We start from the raw sequence: 19,414 nt of genomic DNA, 5'->3' as shown, positions 1-19,414 counted from the left end.
AACAGCGCTGTCCGCGCTCACCCGTTCGTGTCGCCCTTGCCGGGGCGTGAAACTGACGCCCGCTCACGGCGGGCGTCGGGCCCGGCCCGCTCCGGCCCGCTCCGGTGAGCGTGTGTCAGTTCTGCGCGGGCAGGGAGGGCGCGCCGCCGGTGCCGGGCTCGAGCGCGTCGAGCGCGCGGCGCAGTCCGGTCAGCTTGCGCTCCAGGTGCGCGGCGGTGGCGACGGCCGCGGCGTCGGCGGAGTCGTCGTCGAGCTGCTTGGACAGCGCCTCGGCCTGCTCCTCGACGGCGGCCAGCCGGGCGGAGAGCTCGGCGAGCAGCCCCGGGGACTCCTTGGGCTGGCCGGCGCCGCCCTCCAGCTGGAGCCGGAGCAGCGCGGCCTGCTCGCGGAGCTGGCAGTTCTTCATGTACAGCTCGACGAAGACGGAGACCTTGGCGCGCAGCACCCACGGGTCGAACGGCTTGGAGATGTAGTCGACCGCGCCCGCCGCGTACCCCCGGAAGGTGTGGTGGGGGCCGTGGTTGATGGCGGTGAGGAAGATGATCGGGATGTCCCGGGTCCGCTCGCGCCGCTTGATGTGCGCTGCGGTCTCGAATCCGTCCATGCCGGGCATCTGGACGTCCAGCAGGATGACCGCGAAGTCGTCGGTCAGCAGCGCCTTGAGCGCTTCCTCCCCGGACGATGCCCGCACCAGTGTCTGATCGAGCGCGGAGAGAATGGCCTCCAGCGCCAGCAGATTCTCCGGCCGGTCATCGACCAGGAGGATCTTGGCCTTCTGCACCATGCCCCGTCCTCCTCGCCCCGGCACTGGCTCGCTCCGGCTCTGCGTGCCGGGGGAAGCACCGGGCGCCGCCCCAGAAGACGACTCCCATGCGCCGTCCGTCCTTGTGCCGGTCATCGTAGCCGCACCCCACCCGTCGCCACACCCTGTCACCGCATTGTCACAGAACACGCAATCCGTGCCCGTACATCGAACGCGGCGGGAGACCAGAAGGTTCCCCGTCCGGCGGGCTCTCACACCCGGTTGGCGAGGGCCGGCCTCGGAGGGGTGCCCCGGCTCCGGCCGCGGGGCCGCCGCCGGAGCACCTCTCCAGGACCTTTCCTAGCGTCCCTCCCCGCGCATCCACTGCTCCATCACCGACAGCAGATAGTCCGGGTCGACCGGCTTGGTCACGTAGTCCGAGGCCCCGGACTCGATGGCCTTCTCCCGGTCGCCCTTCATCGCCTTGGCGGTCAGCGCGATGATCGGCAGCCCCGCGAACTGCGGCATCCGCCGGATCGCGGTGGTCGTGGCGTAGCCGTCCATCTCCGGCATCATGATGTCCATCAGCACCACCGAGACGTCCTCGTGCTGCTCCAGGACCTCGATGCCCTCGCGCCCGTTCTCCGCGTAGAGCACCGCGAGCCCGTGCTGCTCCAGGACGCTGGTCAGGGCGAACACATTGCGGATGTCGTCGTCGACGATCAGCACCTTCTCACCCGCGAACGTATACACCGGGCGCGGCGCGGCCTCCGGCCGCTCCTCCTCGGCGGCCGGCTGCTCGCCCTTGGGCGACTGGCCCGGGAGTTGCGGCCACTGCTCGGCCGTCTTGCGGCGGTGCCGGAACAGCGCGCCGGCCCCCGATCGGGCCTCGGTGTGCACCGGTGCGGGCGCGAAGTGCACGAACCCCTCGCCCAGCTCGTCGCCGGCCCCGGGACGCTCGTCCGGGTCCTGTGCGTCCGCCCCGTGCGCCGTCGCCGGCGCGACCGGGCTCAGCGGCAGGTAGAGCGTGAAGGTCGAGCCGCGGCCCGGCTCGCTCGCCGCGTAGATCTCGCCGCCGAGCAGCCGCGCGATCTCCCGGCTGATCGACAGGCCGAGGCCCGTACCGCCGTACTTCCGGCTGGTCGTGCCGTCGGCCTGCTTGAACGCCTCGAAGATCACCCGCATCTTGCCGGCGGCGATGCCGATGCCGGTGTCGGTCACCGAGAACGCGATCAGCTCGGCCTCCGGGTCGCGCATCGTCCCCGCCTCCAGGAGCTGTTCCCGGATCGACTGCGGCACGTCCGCCCCGGCCGGCCGGATCACCAGCTCCACGGCCCCGGTGTCGGTGAACTTCACCGCGTTCGACAGGAGGTTGCGCAGCACCTGGAGCAGCCGCTGCTCGTCGGTGTGCAGGGTCGCGGGCAGCTCCGGGGAGACCCGTACGGAGAAGTCGAGGCCCTTCTCGGCGGTGAGCGGCCGGAAGGTGGCCTCCACGTAGTCGACCAGCTGCACGAGGGCGATCCGGGTCGGCGAGACGTCCATCTTGCCCGCCTCGACCTTCGACAGGTCGAGGATGTCGTTGATCAGCTGGAGCAGGTCGGAGCCGGCGCCGTGGATGGTCTCGGCGAATTCGACCTGCTTGGGCGTCAGGTTCGTGTCCGCGTTGTCGGCGAGCAGCTTGGCCAGGATCAGCAGCGAGTTGAGCGGGGTGCGCAGCTCGTGCGACATGTTCGCGAGGAACTCCGACTTGTAGCGCATGGAGACCGCGAGCTGTTCGGCGCGCTCCTCCAGGACCTGCCGGGCCTCCTCGATCTCGGTGTTCTTCACCTCGATGTCCCGGTTCTGCCGGGCCAGGAGTTCGGCCTTGTCCTCCAGCTCCGCGTTGGAGTTCTGCAGCTCCTTCTGCCGGTGCTCCAGCTCCGCCGACCGCTCCCGCAGCTGCTCGGTGAGCTCCTGCGACTGCTGCAGCAGCACCTCGGTGCGGGTGTTGACGCTGATGGTGTTGACGGTGGTCGCGATCAGCTCGGCGATCTGGTTGAGGAAGTCCCGCTGGATCTGGGTGAACGGCTGGAAGGACGCCAGCTCGATCACGCCGAGCACCCGCCCCTCGAACAGCACGGGCAGCACGATCACATGGGCCGGGGCGGCCTCGCCCAGACCGGACGAGATCTTCAGATAGCCCGGCGGCACGTTGACCTGGATGGTCCGCTTCTCCTCGGCGGCCGTCCCGATGAGCGTCTCGCCCGGCCGGAACGAGGTCGGCATGGAGCCTGCGGAGTAGCCGTAACTGCCGCGCATCCGCAGCTCGTACGCGCCCTCGCCCTCCCCCACGGGTTCGGCCTCGCCGTGCGCGGAACCGGTCGGCATGGCCACGAAGAAGGCGCCGTGCTGGGCCGAGACGACCGGCGTCAGCTCGCTCATGATGAGCGAGGCCACGTCCTCCAGGTCGCGGCGGCCCTGCATCAGACCGGAGATGCGGGCCAGGTTGCTCTTGAGCCAGTCCTGCTCGTCGTTGGCGAGGGTGGTGTCGCGCAGGTTCGCGATCATGGTGTTGATGTTGTCCTGGAGCGCCTGGATCTCACCGGCCGCGTCCACACCGTCGATCTTGACGTTGAGGTCGCCGCGGGTCACCGCGGTGGCGACGGCCGCGATGGCGCGCACCTGCCGGGTGAGGTTCCCGGCCATCTCGTTCACGGACTCCGTCAGGTCGCTCCAGGTGCCCTCCACGTCCCGGACCCGGGCCTGGCCGCCGAGCTGTCCGTCGGTGCCCACCTCGCGGGCCACCCGGGTGACCTCCTCGGCGAAGTTCGACAGCTGGTCGACCATGGTGTTGAGGGTGTTCTTCAGCTCCAGGATCTCGCCGCGCGCGTCGATGTCGATCTTCTTGGTGAGGTCGCCCTTGGCGAAGGCGGTGGCGACCGCGGCGATCTGCCGCACCTGACCGGTGAGGTTGTCGGCCATCGAGTTCACCGACTCGGTGAGGTCCTTCCAGGTGCCCGAGACGCCCGGCACCCGGGCCTGACCGCCCAGGATGCCGTCGGTGCCCACCTCACGGGCCACCCTCGTCACCTCGTCGGCGAACGAGGACAGCGTCGTCACCATCGTGTTCACGGTGTCGGCGAGCTCGGCGACCTCGCCGCGCGCCTCGACCGTGACCTTCTTCGTCAGGTCGCCGTTGGCGACCGCCGCGGACACCCGGGAGATGTTCCGCACCTGGCTGGTCAGGTTGTTGGCCATCAGGTTGACGTTGTCGCTGAGGTCCTTCCAGATGCCGGTCACCCCGCGCACCCGGGCCTGGCCGCCGAGGATGCCCTCGGTGCCCACCTCACGGGCCACCCGGGTCACCTCGTCGGCGAAGTTCGACAGCTGGTCCACCATCGTGTTGACGGTCGTCACCAGCTCCAGGATCTCGCCCTTGGCGTCGACGGTGATCTTCTTGGACAGATCGCCCTTCGCGACCGCCGTGGTGACCTCGGCGATGTTCCGGACCTGGAAGGTCAGGTTGTTCGCCATCATGTTCACCGACTGGGTGAGGTCCTTCCAGGTGCCGGAGACCCCCTGCACCTCGGCCTGACCGCCCAGGATGCCGTCGGTGCCCACCTCACGGGCCACCCTCGTCACCTGCTCCGCGAACGCCGAGAGCTGGTCGACCATCGTGTTGAGGGTGTTCTTCAGCTCCAGGATCTCGCCGCGCGCGTCCACGTCGATCTTCTGCGACAGATCACCCCGGGCCACCGCCGTCGCGACCTGCGCGATGTTGCGCACCTGCGCCGTCAGGTTCCCGGCCATGCCGTTCACCGAATCCGTCAGGTCCCGCCACACACCGGCGACGCCCGGCACCACGGCCTGCCCGCCGAGCCGCCCGTCGGTGCCCACCTCGCGCGCCACCCGGGTCACCTGGTCCGCGAACGCGGACAGCTGGTCGACCATCGTGTTGATGGTGTTCTTCAGCTCCAGGATCTCGCCGCGCGCGTCCACGTCGATCTTCTGCGACAGATCACCCCGGGCCACCGCCGTCGTCACCTGGGCGATCTGCCGCACCTGCGAGGTCAGGTTGCCGGCCATGAAGTTCACCGAGTCGGTGAGCTCCCGCCAGCGCCCCGACACGCCGTCCACCCGCGCCTGACCGCCCAGCCGGCCCTCGGTGCCCACGTCCCGCGCCATCCGCGTCACCTGGTCGGCGAACGACGACAGCTGCGACACCATCGTGTTGACGGTGTTCTTCAGCTCCAGCATCTCGCCGGCCACGTCCACCGTGACCTTCTGCGACAGATCACCATTGGCCACCGCCGTGGTCACCTGCGCGATGTCCCGCACCTGACCGGTCAGGTTGCGGAACGCGGTGTTCACCGAGTCCGTCAGGTCCTTCCACGTCCCGGCCGCGCCCTGCACCTGCGCCTGACCGCCGAGCCGGCCCTCGACGCCGACCTCCCGGGCCACCCGGGTCACCTCGGAACCGAACGCCGAGAGCTGGTCCACCATCGTGTTGACGGTGTTCTTCAGCTCCAGCATCTCGCCGGCCACGTCCACCGTGACCTTCTGCGACAGATCACCATTGGCGACCGCCGTGGTCACCTGCGCGATGTCCCGCACCTGTGTGGTGATGTTCCGGAAGACCGTGTTGACCGAGTCCGTCAGGTCCTTCCACGTCCCCGCCGCACCCGGTACCTGCGCCTGACCGCCGAGCAGACCCTCCGCGCCGACCTCGCCCGAGACACGGGTCACCTCGTCCGCGAAGGTCCGCAGCGTCTCCGTCATCTGGTTGATGGTGTCCGCCAGCTGCGCGATCTCGCCGCGCGCCGACACCCGTACCTTCTGCGACAGGTCGCCGTTCGCGACCGCCGTGGTGACCTCGGCGATCCCCCTCACCTGATTGGTGAGATTTCCCGCCATCGTGTTGACGGAGTCCGTGAGGTCCTTCCACACACCGGCGACCCCGGCCACCTCGGCCTGACCGCCCAGCTCGCCCTCCGTGCCCACCTCGCGGGCCACCCGGGTCACCTCGGACGAGAACGAGGACAGCTGGTCCACCATCGTGTTGACGGTGTTCTTCAGCTCCAGCATCTCGCCGGCCACGTTCGCCGTGACCTTCTGCGACAGATCACCGTTGGCCACCGCCGTCGTGACCAGCGCGATGTCCCGCACCTGCGCCGTCAGCTGGTTGGCCATGGTGTTGACCGAGTCCGTGAGGTCCTTCCACGAACCGGACATGCCGCGCACCTGCGCCTGACCGCCCAGCTTGCCCTCGGTGCCCACCTCAAGGGCCACCCGGGTCACCTCGTCGGCGAACACCGACAGCTGGTCCACCAGGTTGTTCACGGTCCGCGCGACCTTCAGGAACTCCCCGCGCAGCGGCCGCGTCGACCCGTCGCCGCCCTCCGAGCGCAGCTCCATCCGCTGCCCGAGATCACCTTCGGCCACCGCGGACAGCACCCGCCCGACCTCGGACACCGGCCGCGCCAGCTCGTCGACCAGCGCGTTCGCCGCCTCGATCGTCGCCGCCCAGGAGCCCTCCGCGGCACCCGCCTCAAGGCGCTCCGACAGCTTGCCCTCGCGGCCCACCACCCGGCGCACCCGCGTGAACTCCCCGGTCAGATGCGACTGCCGGTCCGCGACCTCGTTGAAGACGGCGGAGATCTCCGCCATCATCCCGTCGCCCGAGACCGTCAACCGCTTGCGGAAGTTGCCGTCCCTCATCGACACCAGGGCGGCCAGGAGCCGCTGCAGCGCGGCAGCGTCCACCTGCACCGTGCCCCCGCCCCGGGACCGGCCGCCGCCCTTCGGCCGCGAACCGCCACCGCGCCGCGTCGTCGTGCCAGACTCCACCGTGTCCCTCCCGAAGGGGTCGACCGTACGCTCGGTCTCTCGCTATCAGCCTGCCCAAGTACAACCTGCCCAGTGTTTCACCGGGTCGGAACCAGGCCATAACAGTTCGGCACCTTCGCACAACGTCCCCACGTCCGGGGGACGGATCCGCGTGACCGGCATCCGCTGGGACAGCGAAGGTAAGTAACCTGGCATCCGGCTGTCCAACCGCCCCGGTCCGCCCGGCGGGGGCGGGACGGCGCGAGAAGCAGCACCGGGCAGCGGGAGGGGCAGACCGACCATGGCAGAGCCGGGCGTCGAGACGCGTACGAGGAGTTCAGTGATCACCGCGCGGGCGGCTGCCAGTTTCGAACCGATGGGCCGGTCCGTCGCGACCGCCCGCGCCTTCGTCCGGGACACCCTCCAGGGCTGGGGACACAACGAGATCGTCGACGACGCCGTCGTCCTCACCAGCGAACTCGTCACCAACGCCGTCGTCCACGCCGGCACCGCCGCCGACGTCCTGTGCCTGCGCGGCGACGACGGCGTCCGCATCGAGGTCGCCGACCGCTACCCCGAACGCGAGATCCCCCTCCAGCAGCCCCGCACCATGAGCAGCCCCGACCGCGAGAACGGCCGGGGCCTGCTGCTCTGCGCCGCGCTCGCCACCCGCTGGGGCGTCGACTACAGCCCCACCCGCAAACACGTCTGGTTCCACCTCGACCTCCCCGACCGCCCCGTCGGCACCCGCTCCGCGGGCCCCGTCCTGCCCGACCCGCTGCTCCCCGTCACCGACAGCCGGGTCCGCGTCGCCGTCGTCCAGATCGACGCCACCGGCGCCATCTCCGCCTGGAACGAGGACGCCGAGGAACTCTTCGGATACGGCTCCGAGCAGGTCACCGGCAAACCCCTCGGCGACCTCGCCGCCTGGCCCCACACCCCCGGCATCGGCACCGGCCTCGCCGAGGCCCTCCGCCTCTCCCGCTGGGAGGGCAGCTACGGCATCCGCTGCGCCGACGGCCGCGTCATCCCCGTCTACGCCTCGCACCTGCGGGTCCGCGACGCCCAGGGCGAACCCTCCACCGTCTGCCTCCTGGTCCGCGAGCACGAGCGCGCGGTCCTGCAGACCCCGCAGCGCCCCGCCGCCGAGACCGGCGCCGAGAGCCGCGGCACCGCCGCCGACCCCTTCGAGGTCTTCATCGGCTCCCCCGCCCCCGACGACCTCGACGGACTCCTGCAGCGCACCGTGGAACGCGCCCGCGACATGCTCGACGGCGACTCCGCCTTCCTGCTCCTCGCCACCGACGACGAGACCGAACTCGAGGTACGGGCCACCACGGGCCTGCCCTCCGCCCGCCAGCGCTTCGCCCGCGTCCCCGTCGAGACCGGCGCCAGTCGCTACGGCTCCGCCCGCATGCCCGCCGTCCACGAGGACCTGGCCGCCGTCCCCGGCGCCGTACCGCTCCTCGAAGGCACCGGCATGCGCTCGGTCGTCACGGTCCCGCTCAAGGTCGAGGGCCGCCTCACCGGCTCCCTCGGCGTCGCCGCCGAGAGCGCCAACCGCTACTCCAACGAGGAGGCCCTGCGCCTCCAGTTCGCCGCCGACCGCATCGCCCTCGCCGTCGAGTCCGCCCGCCTCGGCGAACTCGAACGGCTCCGCCGCGGCTCCCTCAGCTTCCTCGTCGAGGCCTCCGACCTCCTGGCCGGCACCCTCGACCGCGACCAGACCCTGGCCCTGATGGCCCAGATGACGGTCCCCACCCTCGCCACCTGGTGCGCCGTCTACACGATCGCCGACCAGGCCTCCGACCCGTACCTCTCCTATGTCCTGCACGAGGACGAGGACCTGATCGACGGTCTGAAGGCCCTGCTCGTCTCGATCTCGCCGCCCGACCCGGTGCCCACGCCCGGCGCCCGCGTCTGGACCGCCCCGGGCGAGGCCGCCCACCGCGCCGCGCTCAGCGCCTCCATGCGCGAACTCGGCGGCCCCGGCAGCCCGGTGTCCTCCGGCATCAACACGGTCCTGGCGACCGCGGCGGCCGTCGGCGGCGAGACCGTCGTCCTCCCGCTCGTCGCCCGCAACCGCGTCATCGGCATGCTCACCCTGGGCAAGCCCACCGACGACCACTTCCGCCAGGAGATCCTGGAGCTCGCCGAGGACCTCTCCCGCCGAGCCGCCCTGGCCCTCGACAACGCCCGCCTCTACTCCGAGCGCATGGCCATCAGCCGCTCCCTGCAGCGCAGCCTGCTGCCGCCCGGCCTGCCCGACGTCCCCGGCGTCGAGGTCGACGTCATCTACCGCGCCGCCGGCGAGGGCAACGAGGTCGGCGGCGACTTCTACGACCTCTTCCCCATCCGCGACGGCTCGTACGGCTTCGCCATCGGCGACGTCTGCGGTACGGGCCCGGAAGCGGCCGCCGTCACCGGCCTCGCCCGGCACGCCCTGCGCCTCCTCGCCCGCGAGGGCTTCGGCGGACCGGCGGTCCTGGAGCGCCTCAACGCGGCCATCCTCGACGAGGGCGCCCGCAGCCGCTTCCTCACCCTGCTGTACGGCGAGCTGCGCCCGCAGGACGACGGCTCGGCGGTCCTGAAGGTCGTCTGCGCCGGCCACCCGCTGCCGCTCCGCCTCAGCCAGGACGGCACGGTCCGCCCGGCCGCCGACCCACAGCCCCTGCTCGGTGTCATCGACGACCTGGAGCTGTACGAGCAGACCGTCACCCTCGACCCGGGCGACGTCCTGCTGTGCGTCACGGACGGCGTCACCGAACGCCGCGAGGGCACGAGGATGTTGGGCGACGACGGCCTCACCGAGGTCCTCAGGTCGTGTACGGGCCTGACGGCCGGCGCGATCACCTCGCGCGTGCTGCGGGCGGTCGAGCGCTTCGCCCAGGAGCCGGCCTCCGACGACATGGCGATCCTGGCCCTGCGCATCCCGGAGCCGCACCGGCCCTGAGGACGGGAAGAAGCCGAGCCGGCCCCTTCGGGGGCCGGCTTTGTGCAGGTCCTGAAACGCAAAAAGGCCCCCGCCTGGTGGCGGGGGCCTTTTCTCTGAGCCCTTTAACGGAATCGAACCGTTGACCTTCTCCTTACCATGGAGACGCTCTACCGACTGAGCTAAAAGGGCGGGTTGTTCGGCGGCGTCCTACTCTCCCACAGGGTCCCCCCTGCAGTACCATCGGCGCTGAAAGGCTTAGCTTCCGGGTTCGGAATGTAACCGGGCGTTTCCCTAACGCTATGACCACCGAAACACTATGAAGTTGAACTCAACCGGTATAGGGAGTTCGTTACTTCAGAACTAACACAGTGGACGCGAGCAACTGAGGACAAGCCCTCGGCCTATTAGTACCGGTCAGCTCCACCCATTACTGGGCTTCCACATCCGGCCTATCAACCCAGTCGTCTACTGGGAGCCTTACCCTCTCAAGGAGGTGGGAATACTCATCTCGAAGCAGGCTTCCCGCTTAGATGCTTTCAGCGGTTATCCCTCCCGAACGTAGCCAACCAGCCATGCCCTTGGCAGAACAACTGGCACACCAGAGGTTCGTCCGTCCCGGTCCTCTCGTACTAGGGACAGCCCTTCTCAATATTCCTGCGCGCACAGAGGATAGGGACCGAACTGTCTCACGACGTTCTAAACCCAGCTCGCGTACCGCTTTAATGGGCGAACAGCCCAACCCTTGGGACCGACTCCAGCCCCAGGATGCGACGAGCCGACATCGAGGTGCCAAACCATCCCGTCGATATGGACTCTTGGGGAAGATCAGCCTGTTATCCCCGGGGTACCTTTTATCCGTTGAGCGACGGCGCTTCCACAAGCCACCGCCGGATCACTAGTCCCGACTTTCGTCCCTGCTCGACCCGTCGGTCTCACAGTCAAGCTCCCTTGTGCACTTACACTCAACACCTGATTGCCAACCAGGCTGAGGGAACCTTTGGGCGCCTCCGTTACCCTTTGGGAGGCAACCGCCCCAGTTAAACTACCCATCAGACACTGTCCCTGATCCGGATCACGGACCGAGGTTAGACATCCAGCACGACCAGAGTGGTATTTCAACGACGACTCCACAACCACTGGCGTGGCCGCTTCACAGTCTCCCACCTATCCTACACAAGCCGAACCGAACACCAATATCAAACTGTAGTAAAGGTCCCGGGGTCTTTCCGTCCTTCTGCGCGAAACGAGCATCTTTACTCGTAGTGCAATTTCACCGGGCCTATGGTTGAGACAGTCGAGAAGTCGTTACGCCATTCGTGCAGGTCGGAACTTACCCGACAAGGAATTTCGCTACCTTAGGATGGTTATAGTTACCACCGCCGTTTACTGGCGCTTAAGTTCTCAGCTTCGCAACCCCGAAAGGTCACTAACCGGTCCCCTTAACGTTCCAGCACCGGGCAGGCGTCAGTCCGTATACATCGCCTTACGGCTTCGCACGGACCTGTGTTTTTAGTAAACAGTCGCTTCTCGCTGGTCTCTGCGGCCACCCCCAGCTCACGGAGTAAATCCGATCACCAGGTGTGGCCCCCCTTCTCCCGAAGTTACGGGGGCATTTTGCCGAGTTCCTTAACCATAGTTCACCCGAACGCCTCGGTATTCTCTACCTGACCACCTGAGTCGGTTTAGGGTACGGGCCGCCATGAAACTCGCTAGAGGCTTTTCTCGACAGCATAGGATCATCCACTTCACCACAATCGGCTCGGCATCAGGTCTCAGCCTTAACGTGTGACGGATTTGCCTACCACACGGCCTACACCCTTACCCCGGGACAACCACCGCCCGGGCTGGACTACCTTCCTGCGTCACCCCATCGCTTACCTACTACCACCTTGGTTCGCCGGCTCCACCACTTTCCATTCCCCGAAGGGTCCGGAACGGCTTCACGGGCTTAGCATTAATGGGCTCGATATTGGGCGTTTCAAAGCGGGTACCGGAATATCAACCGGTTGTCCATCGACTACGCCTGTCGGCCTCGCCTTAGGTCCCGACTTACCCTGGGCAGATCAGCTTGACCCAGGAACCCTTAGTCAATCGGCGCACACGTTTCTCACGTGTGTATCGCTACTCATGCCTGCATTCTCACTCGTGAACCGTCCACAACTCGCTTCCGCGGCTGCTTCACCCGGCACACGACGCTCCCCTACCCATCACAGCGGGCGTTGGCCCTCATGCTGCAATGACACGACTTCGGCGGTACGCTTGAGCCCCGCTACATTGTCGGCGCGGAATCACTTGACCAGTGAGCTATTACGCACTCTTTCAAGGGTGGCTGCTTCTAAGCCAACCTCCTGGTTGTCTCTGCGACTCCACATCCTTTCCCACTTAGCGTACGCTTAGGGGCCTTAGTCGATGCTCTGGGCTGTTTCCCTCTCGACCATGGAGCTTATCCCCCACAGTCTCACTGCCGTGCTCTCACTTACCGGCATTCGGAGTTTGGCTAAGGTCAGTAACCCGGTAGGGCCCATCGCCTATCCAGTGCTCTACCTCCGGCAAGAAACACACGACGCTGCACCTAAATGCATTTCGGGGAGAACCAGCTATCACGGAGTTTGATTGGCCTTTCACCCCTAACCACAGGTCATCCCCCAGGTTTTCAACCCTGGTGGGTTCGGTCCTCCACGAAGTCTTACCTCCGCTTCAACCTGCCCATGGCTAGATCACTCCGCTTCGGGTCTTGAGCGTGCTACTGAATCGCCCTGTTCGGACTCGCTTTCGCTACGGCTTCCCCACACGGGTTAACCTCGCAACACACCGCAAACTCGCAGGCTCATTCTTCAAAAGGCACGCAGTCACGAGATACAAGCAAGCTTGTATCCGACGCTCCCACGGCTTGTAGGCACACGGTTTCAGGTACTATTTCACTCCGCTCCCGCGGTACTTTTCACCATTCCCTCACGGTACTATCCGCTATCGGTCACCAGGGAATATTTAGGCTTAGCGGGTGGTCCCGCCAGATTCACACGGGATTTCTCGGGCCCCGTGCTACTTGGGTGTCTCTCAAACGAGCCGCTAATGTTTCGTCTACGGGGGTCTTACCCTCTACGCCGGACCTTTCGCATGTCCTTCGACTACATCAACGGTTTCTGACTCGTCCTGTCGCCGGCAGACGACAGAAGAGAGATCCCACAACCCCGCATGCGCAACCCCTGCCGGGTCTCACACGCATACGGTTTGGCCTCATCCGGTTTCGCTCGCCACTACTCCCGGAATCACGGTTGTTTTCTCTTCCTGAGGGTACTGAGATGTTTCACTTCCCCTCGTTCCCTCCACATGCCCTATGTGTTCAGGCATGGGTGACAGCCCATGACGACTGCCGGGTTTCCCCATTCGGAAACCCCCGGATCAAAGCCTGGTTGACGGCTCCCCGGGGACTATCGTGGCCTCCCACGTCCTTCATCGGTTCCTGGTGCCAAGGCATCCACCGTGCGCCCTTAAAAACTTGGCCACAGATGCTCGCGTCCACTGTGTAGTTCTCAAGCAACGACCAGCCACCCATCACCCCACCACTACGTGGCGAGTTCACTGGGGCCGGCATCGCGAAGGCAAGACCTTTCGGCCGTACCCTCAGATACCCAACAACGTGCCAAGCGTGAGCACCGTCCGTGCCGTTCCGTTCCACGCCGAAGCAGTACTAGGAAGACCATCAGGCCACTCACGCCAACTAATCAACGTTCCACCCATGAGCTGACCGTGCGAGACGTTTGCTCGCAATCGGTACTGTGCTCCTTAGAAAGGAGGTGATCCAGCCGCACCTTCCGGTACGGCTACCTTGTTACGACTTCGTCCCAATCGCCAGTCCCACCTTCGACAGCTCCCTCCCACAAGGGGTTGGGCCACCGGCTTCGGGTGTTACCGACTTTCGTGACGTGACGGGCGGTGTGTACAAGGCCCGGGAACGTATTCACCGCAGCAATGCTGATCTGCGATTACTAGCAACTCCGACTTCATGGGGTCGAGTTGCAGACCCCAATCCGAACTGAGACCGGCTTTTTGAGATTCGCTCCGCCTCACGGCATCGCAGCTCTTTGTACCGGCCATTGTAGCACGTGTGCAGCCCAAGACATAAGGGGCATGATGACTTGACGTCGTCCCCACCTTCCTCCGAGTTGACCCCGGCGGTCTCCTGTGAGTCCCCATCACCCCGAAGGGCATGCTGGCAACACAGGACAAGGGTTGCGCTCGTTGCGGGACTTAACCCAACATCTCACGACACGAGCTGACGACAGCCATGCACCACCTGTATACCGACCACAAGGGGGCACCCATCTCTGGATGTTTCCGGTATATGTCAAGCCTTGGTAAGGTTCTTCGCGTTGCGTCGAATTAAGCCACATGCTCCGCTGCTTGTGCGGGCCCCCGTCAATTCCTTTGAGTTTTAGCCTTGCGGCCGTACTCCCCAGGCGGGGAACTTAATGCGTTAGCTGCGGCACCGACGACGTGGAATGTCGCCAACACCTAGTTCCCAACGTTTACGGCGTGGACTACCAGGGTATCTAATCCTGTTCGCTCCCCACGCTTTCGCTCCTCAGCGTCAGTAATGGCCCAGAGATCCGCCTTCGCCACCGGTGTTCCTCCTGATATCTGCGCATTTCACCGCTACACCAGGAATTCCGATCTCCCCTACCACACTCTAGCCTGCCCGTATCGGATGCAGACCCGGGGTTAAGCCCCGGGCTTTCACACCCGACGTGACAAGCCGCCTACGAGCTCTTTACGCCCAATAATTCCGGACAACGCTTGCGCCCTACGTATTACCGCGGCTGCTGGCACGTAGTTAGCCGGCGCTTCTTCTGCAGGTACCGTCACTTTCGCTTCTTCCCTGCTGAAAGAGGTTTACAACCCGAAGGCCGTCATCCCTCACGCGGCGTCGCTGCATCAGGCTTTCGCCCATTGTGCAATATTCCCCACTGCTGCCTCCCGTAGGAGTCTGGGCCGTGTCTCAGTCCCAGTGTGGCCGGTCGCCCTCTCAGGCCGGCTACCCGTCGTCGCCTTGGTGAGCCGTTACCTCACCAACAAGCTGATAGGCCGCGGGCTCATCCTTCACCGCCGGAGCTTTCCAGTCTCGAAGATGCCCTCGAGACTCGTATCCGGTATTAGACCCCGTTTCCAGGGCTTGTCCCAGAGTGAAGGGCAGATTGCCCACGTGTTACTCACCCGTTCGCCACTAATCCACCCCGAAGGGCTTCATCGTTCGACTTGCATGTGTTAAGCACGCCGCCAGCGTTCGTCCTGAGCCAGGATCAAACTCTCCGTGAATGTTTACCGGTAATCCGGTGCAACACACACGAGAGCGGAACAGTCATGCCGGAATGTGGCCGACTGTTCACAGCGTCCTCGCTGTGCGCCTTCCTCGCGGAAGGACTTTTTCAAAGGAACCTCGACCATCCGAAGATGGACGGGGTATCAACTAATCTGGCGTTGATTTTTGGCACGCTGTTGAGTTCTCAAGGTGCGGACGCTTCCTTTGTACTCACCCTCGCGGGCTTTCCTCCGGGCGCTTCCTTCGTTTCCGACTCTATCAGATCTTTCCGATCCGATTTCCTCGGTGCTTTCCGGTCCCGATTACTTTCGTTTTCGAGGCCTTCCGGCGCGTTCCGACTTTATCAGAAGTTCTGAGTCGGAATTTCCGCCTCCCGGTTCATCCTCCAGGCACGCACTGGTGCCCGGAGCTTCCCCTCTGGCGGAGCCGTAAACGTACTGGAGGGGGGCGCCCCGATGCAAATCGAGGCGCCCCCCTCCCGGCCGTACGCGACGGGTCGTCAGACCTCCACGACCACCGGGAGGATCATCGGGCGGCGGCGGTAGGTGTCGGAGACCCACTTGCCGACCGTGCGACGGATCAGCTGCTGGAGCTGGTGGGGCTCGACCACGCCGTCCTGGGCGGACTTGTTCAGGGCCTGGTCGATCTTCGGGAGCACCGCGTCGAAGGCGGAGTCCTCGATGCCGGAGCCCCGGGCGTGGACGTTCGGGCCGCCCACGATCTTGCCGGTGGAGGAGTCCACGACGATGAAGACCGAGATGATGCCCTCCTCGCCGAGGATGCGGCGGTCCTTGAGGGATGCCTCGATGACGTCGCCGACCGAGAGGCCGTCCACGTACACGTAACCGGCCTGGACCTTGCCGGTGATGCGGGCGCGGCCGTCGACCAGGTCGACGACGACGCCGTCCTCGGCGATGACGATGTGGTCCTTCGGGATGCCCGTCATCGCGCCGAGCTCGGCGTTGGCGCGCAGATGGCGCCATTCGCCGTGGACCGGCATGAGGTTCTTCGGCTTGCAGATGTTGTAGAAGTACAGCAGCTCGCCGGCCGAGGCGTGGCCCGAGACGTGGACCTTGGCGTTGCCCTTGTGGACGACGTTGGCGCCCCAGCGGGTCAGGCCGTTGATCACGCGGTAGACCGCGTTCTCGTTGCCCGGGATCAGGGACGACGCCAGGATCACGGTGTCACCGGGGACGATCCGGATCTGGTGGTCGCGGTTGGCCATCCGGGAGAGGGCGGCCATGGGCTCGCCCTGGGAACCCGTACAGACGAGCACGACCTCGTCGTCCGGCAGGTCGTCGAGGGTCTTCACGTCCACGACGAGGCCGGCGGGGACCCGCAGATAGCCGAGGTCGCGGGCGATGCCCATGTTGCGGACCATCGAGCGGCCGACGAAGGCGACCCGGCGGCCGTACTCGTGGGCGGCGTCCAGGATCTGCTGGATGCGGTGCACGTGGCTGGCGAAGCTGGCCACGATGATGCGCTTCTGGGCGTTGGCGAACACGTTGCGCAGGACGTTGGAGATGTCGCGCTCGTGTGCGGTGAAGCCCGGGACCTCGGCGTTCGTCGAGTCGGTGAGCAGGAGGTCGATGCCCTCCTCGCTCAGCCGCGCGAAGGCGTGCAGGTCGGTGAGGCGGTTGTCCAGCGGGAGCTGGTCCATCTTGAAGTCGCCGGTGTGGACGGCCATGCCCGCGGGGGTGCGGATGGCGACGGCCAGGGCGTCGGGGATGGAGTGGTTGACGGCGATGAACTCGCAGTCGAAGGGGCCGAGCCGCTCACGGTCCCCCTCCGCCACCTCGAGGGTGAGCGGACGGATCCGGTGCTCCTGGAGCTTGGCCTCGATCAGGGCGAGGGTCAGCTTGGAGCCGATGAGCGGGATGTCCTGCTTCATGCGGAGCAGGTACGGCACACCGCCGATGTGGTCCTCGTGGCCGTGGGTCAGGACGATGCCGACGATGTCGTCGAGACGGTCCTGGATGGTGGTGAAGTCCGGCAGGATCAGGTCGACGCCGGGCTGCTCCTCCTCGGGGAAGAGGACGCCGCAGTCGACGATGAGCAGACGGCCGTCGTACTCGAAGACCGTCATGTTGCGGCCGATCTCACCGAGGCCGCCGAGCGGCGTGACGCGCAGGCCGCCCTTGGCCAGCTTCGGCGGGGCGCCGAGTTCGGGATGCGGATGGCTCAAAAGACTCTCCTCACCACACGCGCCACGTACCGCTCGGGCACGTGGCGCGCATGACATTCGTGCACTTGCTGTGTGTGTCTTCAGTTACGAGTGTTCATTTACGCGTGTTCAGTTACGGATCTTCGGTTGTGAAGTCTGTTGTCAGAGCTGTACCCCGCCGGCGGCCAGATCGACCTTGAGCTGGGCGGTCTCCTCGGCGGAGAGCTCGACGAGCGGCAGGCGCAGGGGGCCGGCCGGGAGGCCCTGGAGGGCAAGGGCGGCCTTGGTGGTCATGACTCCCTGGGTGCGGAACATGCCGGTGAAGACCGGAAGCAGCCGCTGGTGGATCTCGGTGGCCTTCTGGACGTCACCGGCGAGGTAGGCGTCGAGGAGGGCCCGGAGCTCCGGGGCGACGACGTGGCCGACGACGGAGACGAAGCCGCAGGCGCCGACGGAGAGCAGCGGCAGGTTGAGCATGTCGTCGCCGGAGTACCAGGCGAGGCCGGATCGGGCGATGGCCCAGCTGGCCCGGCCGAGGTCACCCTTGGCGTCCTTGTTGGCGACGATCCGCGGGTGCTCGGCGAGCCGGACGATGGTCTCGGTGTCGATCGGGACGCCGCTGCGGCCGGGGATGTCGTACAGCATCACCGGGAGCTCGGTGGCGTCGGCAATGGCCGAGAAGTGCCGGTACAGGCCCTCCTGCGAGGGCTTGTTGTAGTACGGCGTGACGGCGAGCAGGCCGTGTGCGCCGTCGCGCTCGGCGGCGCGGGCGAGCTCCAGGGTGTGGTGGGTGTCGTTGGTTCCGATGCCGGCGACGACGTGGGCGCGGTCGCCGACCGCCTCCAGTACGGCCCGTACGAGCTGCGATTTCTCCGCGTCGGTGGTGGTCGGGGACTCGCCGGTGGTGCCGTTGACGACGAGACCGTCGTTGCCGGCGTCGACCAGATGGGCGGCGAGTCGCTGGGCACCGTCGAGGTCGAGTGCGCCGTCCGCCGTGAAGGGCGTGACCATGGCGGTGAGGACCCGCCCGAAGGGGGTCTGCGGAGTGGAGATCGGAGCCATGGGTAACACGCTACTCGCTGCTCAGCGCCGGGGGTCCCCTCGGGGGACGCGATAAGGGGAGCCCGGCACTGCCTGCTCGGGGGTTCAAGCAGTGCCGGGTCCGTTTGATCAGCCTAGATGAACTTCACGAAACGTCGCAATACGGACACTTCGCCGGAGATGTTCGTACTTATGTGCGCCCCCGGCGTGCGCCCCCCGGTCACGGGTTACGGCGCGACCCGGCCGTTCTTGTTGAAGGCGGCGTGGGTCAGCGGCATCAGCCGGGCCCACTGCTCCTCCATCTTCTCGCCCACCATCTCGATCTCCCGCTGCGGGAAGGACGGCACAGCGGCCAGCTCGTGCTGGGTGCGCAGACCGAGGAAGTGCATCAGCGAGCGCGCGTTGCAGGTGGCGTACATCGAGGAGTAGAGACCCACCGGCAGGACCGAACGGGCGACCTCGCGGGCCACGCCGGCGGCCAGCATCTCCTGATAGGTGGCGTACGCCTGGCGGTACGAGTCCTCCATGGCGCGGCCGGTCAGCTCGTGCTGCGCCTGGGTGCCCTCGACGAACACGTACTTGCCCGGGCGGCCCTCCTGGACCAGCTTGCGGGACGCGTCGGGCACGTAGAAGACCGGCTGGAGCTCCCTGTAGCGGCCGGACTCCTCGTTGTACGACCAGCCCACCCGGTGCCGCATGAACTCGCGGAACACGAAGATCGGGGCGCTGATGAAGAAGGTCATCGAGTTGTGCTCGAAGGGGCTGCCGTGGCGGTCCCGCATCAGGTAGTTGATCAGGCCCTTGGAGCGCTCCGGGTCCTTCTGCAGCTCTTCGAGGGACTGCTCGCCGGCCGTGGACACCCGGGCCGCCCAGAGGACGTCGGAGTCGGCCGCGGCGCTCTTGACCAGCTCGACGGTGACGTCGCTCCTGAGGTCGATCTTCGCGTCGTGCTCGGTGGGGGTGTCGGTCACCAGCGGTCCTTCCCGGCGGGGCTCGTTGCAGTCGCCCACTCTATCCACCTACGTCTCAAGGATGAGATTGGGCCGCTTTGATGAAAAATCGGCACCAAAGCGCCCGATCGCTCGTCTGTACCTGTGACACACAGACGAACCCCACAACCCAGAGGAGAGTGCCCCATGCTGCGCCGGCGAGAGGCCGTCCCGTTCGCGTTCGTCGCGGAGTCCGACCACTTCCGCAGTAACGTCACTCCCCCGCCGAAGGAACGTCTCACCGCCTCCCAGTACCTCGGCCGCGGCCTCCTCGGTCTCACCGTCGTCGCGGGCCTCGTCGGCTCCCTGGTCTTCGGCATGCCGGCCCTCGGCGGCGGGGACGCGGGCGGCCGGCAGCATCAGTCCGAGGCATCCGACGGCCGCTGAGGTAGCCTCACCGGGCACAGCCACCGAACGT

7 protein-coding genes, 1 tRNA gene and 3 rRNA genes are annotated in these 19,414 nt (G+C 66.5%); 2 read left to right on the top strand and 9 right to left on the bottom strand.

Features of this window, described 5'->3' with window-relative positions; all coding sequences use genetic code 11:
* Positions 1 to 115: 115 nt before the first annotated feature.
* Both JAO84_RS27270 and JAO84_RS27265 read right to left on the bottom strand, forming a co-directional pair.
* A complete protein-coding gene (locus tag JAO84_RS27270) occupies positions 116 to 784 on the bottom strand; it encodes a two-component system response regulator (protein ID WP_265864829.1) in 669 nt (222 codons plus the stop codon).
* A 318-nt stretch (positions 785 to 1,102) separates the two neighbouring features.
* Positions 1,103 to 6,568 (bottom strand): HAMP domain-containing protein, encoded by a 5,466-nt coding sequence (locus JAO84_RS27265; RefSeq protein ID WP_370415188.1) that lies wholly within the window; start codon positions 6,566 to 6,568, stop codon positions 1,103 to 1,105.
* 280 nt (positions 6,569 to 6,848) lie between these two features.
* Here JAO84_RS27265 and JAO84_RS27260 point away from each other — a divergent pair, with 280 nt between their 5' ends.
* The gene (locus JAO84_RS27260; RefSeq protein WP_370415187.1) at positions 6,849 to 9,500 is read left to right on the top strand and encodes a SpoIIE family protein phosphatase; all 2,652 of its coding nucleotides are present in this window, start codon (positions 6,849 to 6,851) and stop codon (positions 9,498 to 9,500) included.
* 98 nt (positions 9,501 to 9,598) lie between these two features.
* Here the strand turns inward: JAO84_RS27260 and JAO84_RS27255 are convergent.
* The 7 genes from JAO84_RS27255 to thyX all read right to left on the bottom strand — a co-directional run bounded on the left by JAO84_RS27255 (position 9,599) and on the right by thyX (position 18,978).
* A tRNA-Thr gene (locus tag JAO84_RS27255) sits at positions 9,599 to 9,671 on the bottom strand.
* A 5-nt stretch (positions 9,672 to 9,676) separates the two neighbouring features.
* A 5S ribosomal RNA gene (rrf, locus tag JAO84_RS27250) occupies positions 9,677 to 9,793 on the bottom strand.
* Between the two features lie 73 nt (positions 9,794 to 9,866).
* Positions 9,867 to 12,987, bottom strand: a 23S ribosomal RNA gene (locus JAO84_RS27245).
* A 285-nt stretch (positions 12,988 to 13,272) separates the two neighbouring features.
* Positions 13,273 to 14,798, bottom strand: a 16S ribosomal RNA gene (locus JAO84_RS27240).
* Together the 16S, 23S and 5S rRNA genes with 1 tRNA gene alongside form the textbook arrangement of a ribosomal RNA operon.
* A 503-nt stretch (positions 14,799 to 15,301) precedes the next feature.
* On the bottom strand, positions 15,302 to 16,987 hold the full coding sequence (locus JAO84_RS27235) for a ribonuclease J (RefSeq protein WP_370415186.1): 1,686 nt from the start codon (positions 16,985 to 16,987) through the stop codon (positions 15,302 to 15,304).
* 141 nt (positions 16,988 to 17,128) lie between these two features.
* Positions 17,129 to 18,028 carry a 4-hydroxy-tetrahydrodipicolinate synthase gene (gene dapA, locus JAO84_RS27230; protein WP_370415185.1) on the bottom strand — a complete coding sequence of 300 codons (900 nt, stop codon included), beginning with the start codon at positions 18,026 to 18,028 and terminating at the stop codon, positions 17,129 to 17,131.
* Positions 18,029 to 18,234: 206 nt separating this feature from the next.
* The gene (gene thyX, locus JAO84_RS27225; RefSeq protein ID WP_370415184.1) at positions 18,235 to 18,978 is read right to left on the bottom strand and encodes an FAD-dependent thymidylate synthase; all 744 of its coding nucleotides are present in this window, start codon (positions 18,976 to 18,978) and stop codon (positions 18,235 to 18,237) included.
* Between the two features lie 165 nt (positions 18,979 to 19,143).
* Here thyX and JAO84_RS27220 point away from each other — a divergent pair, with 165 nt between their 5' ends.
* Positions 19,144 to 19,383, top strand: a complete 240-nt coding sequence (locus JAO84_RS27220; protein WP_370415183.1) for a hypothetical protein — start codon at positions 19,144 to 19,146, stop codon at positions 19,381 to 19,383.
* The last annotated feature ends 31 nt before the right edge of the window (positions 19,384 to 19,414 follow it).

The sequence above is a fragment of the Streptomyces fradiae genome (assembly GCF_041270065.1).
In the GTDB taxonomy this organism is placed as follows: domain Bacteria; phylum Actinomycetota; class Actinomycetes; order Streptomycetales; family Streptomycetaceae; genus Streptomyces.
The sequence above is the reverse complement of the archived record's forward strand: the minus strand, read 5'-3'. Positions and strand labels throughout refer to the sequence as shown.

Coding starts and splice junctions, on each gene's coding strand:
- JAO84_RS27220 (WP_370415183.1), top strand. CDS start 19,144: ATGCTGCGCCGGCGAGAGGCCGTCCCGTTCGCGTTCGTCGCGGAGTCC.
- dapA (WP_370415185.1), bottom strand. CDS start 18,028: ATGGCTCCGATCTCCACTCCGCAGACCCCCTTCGGGCGGGTCCTCACC.
- JAO84_RS27270 (WP_265864829.1), bottom strand. CDS start 784: ATGGTGCAGAAGGCCAAGATCCTCCTGGTCGATGACCGGCCGGAGAAT.
- JAO84_RS27260 (WP_370415187.1), top strand. CDS start 6,849: ATGGCAGAGCCGGGCGTCGAGACGCGTACGAGGAGTTCAGTGATCACC.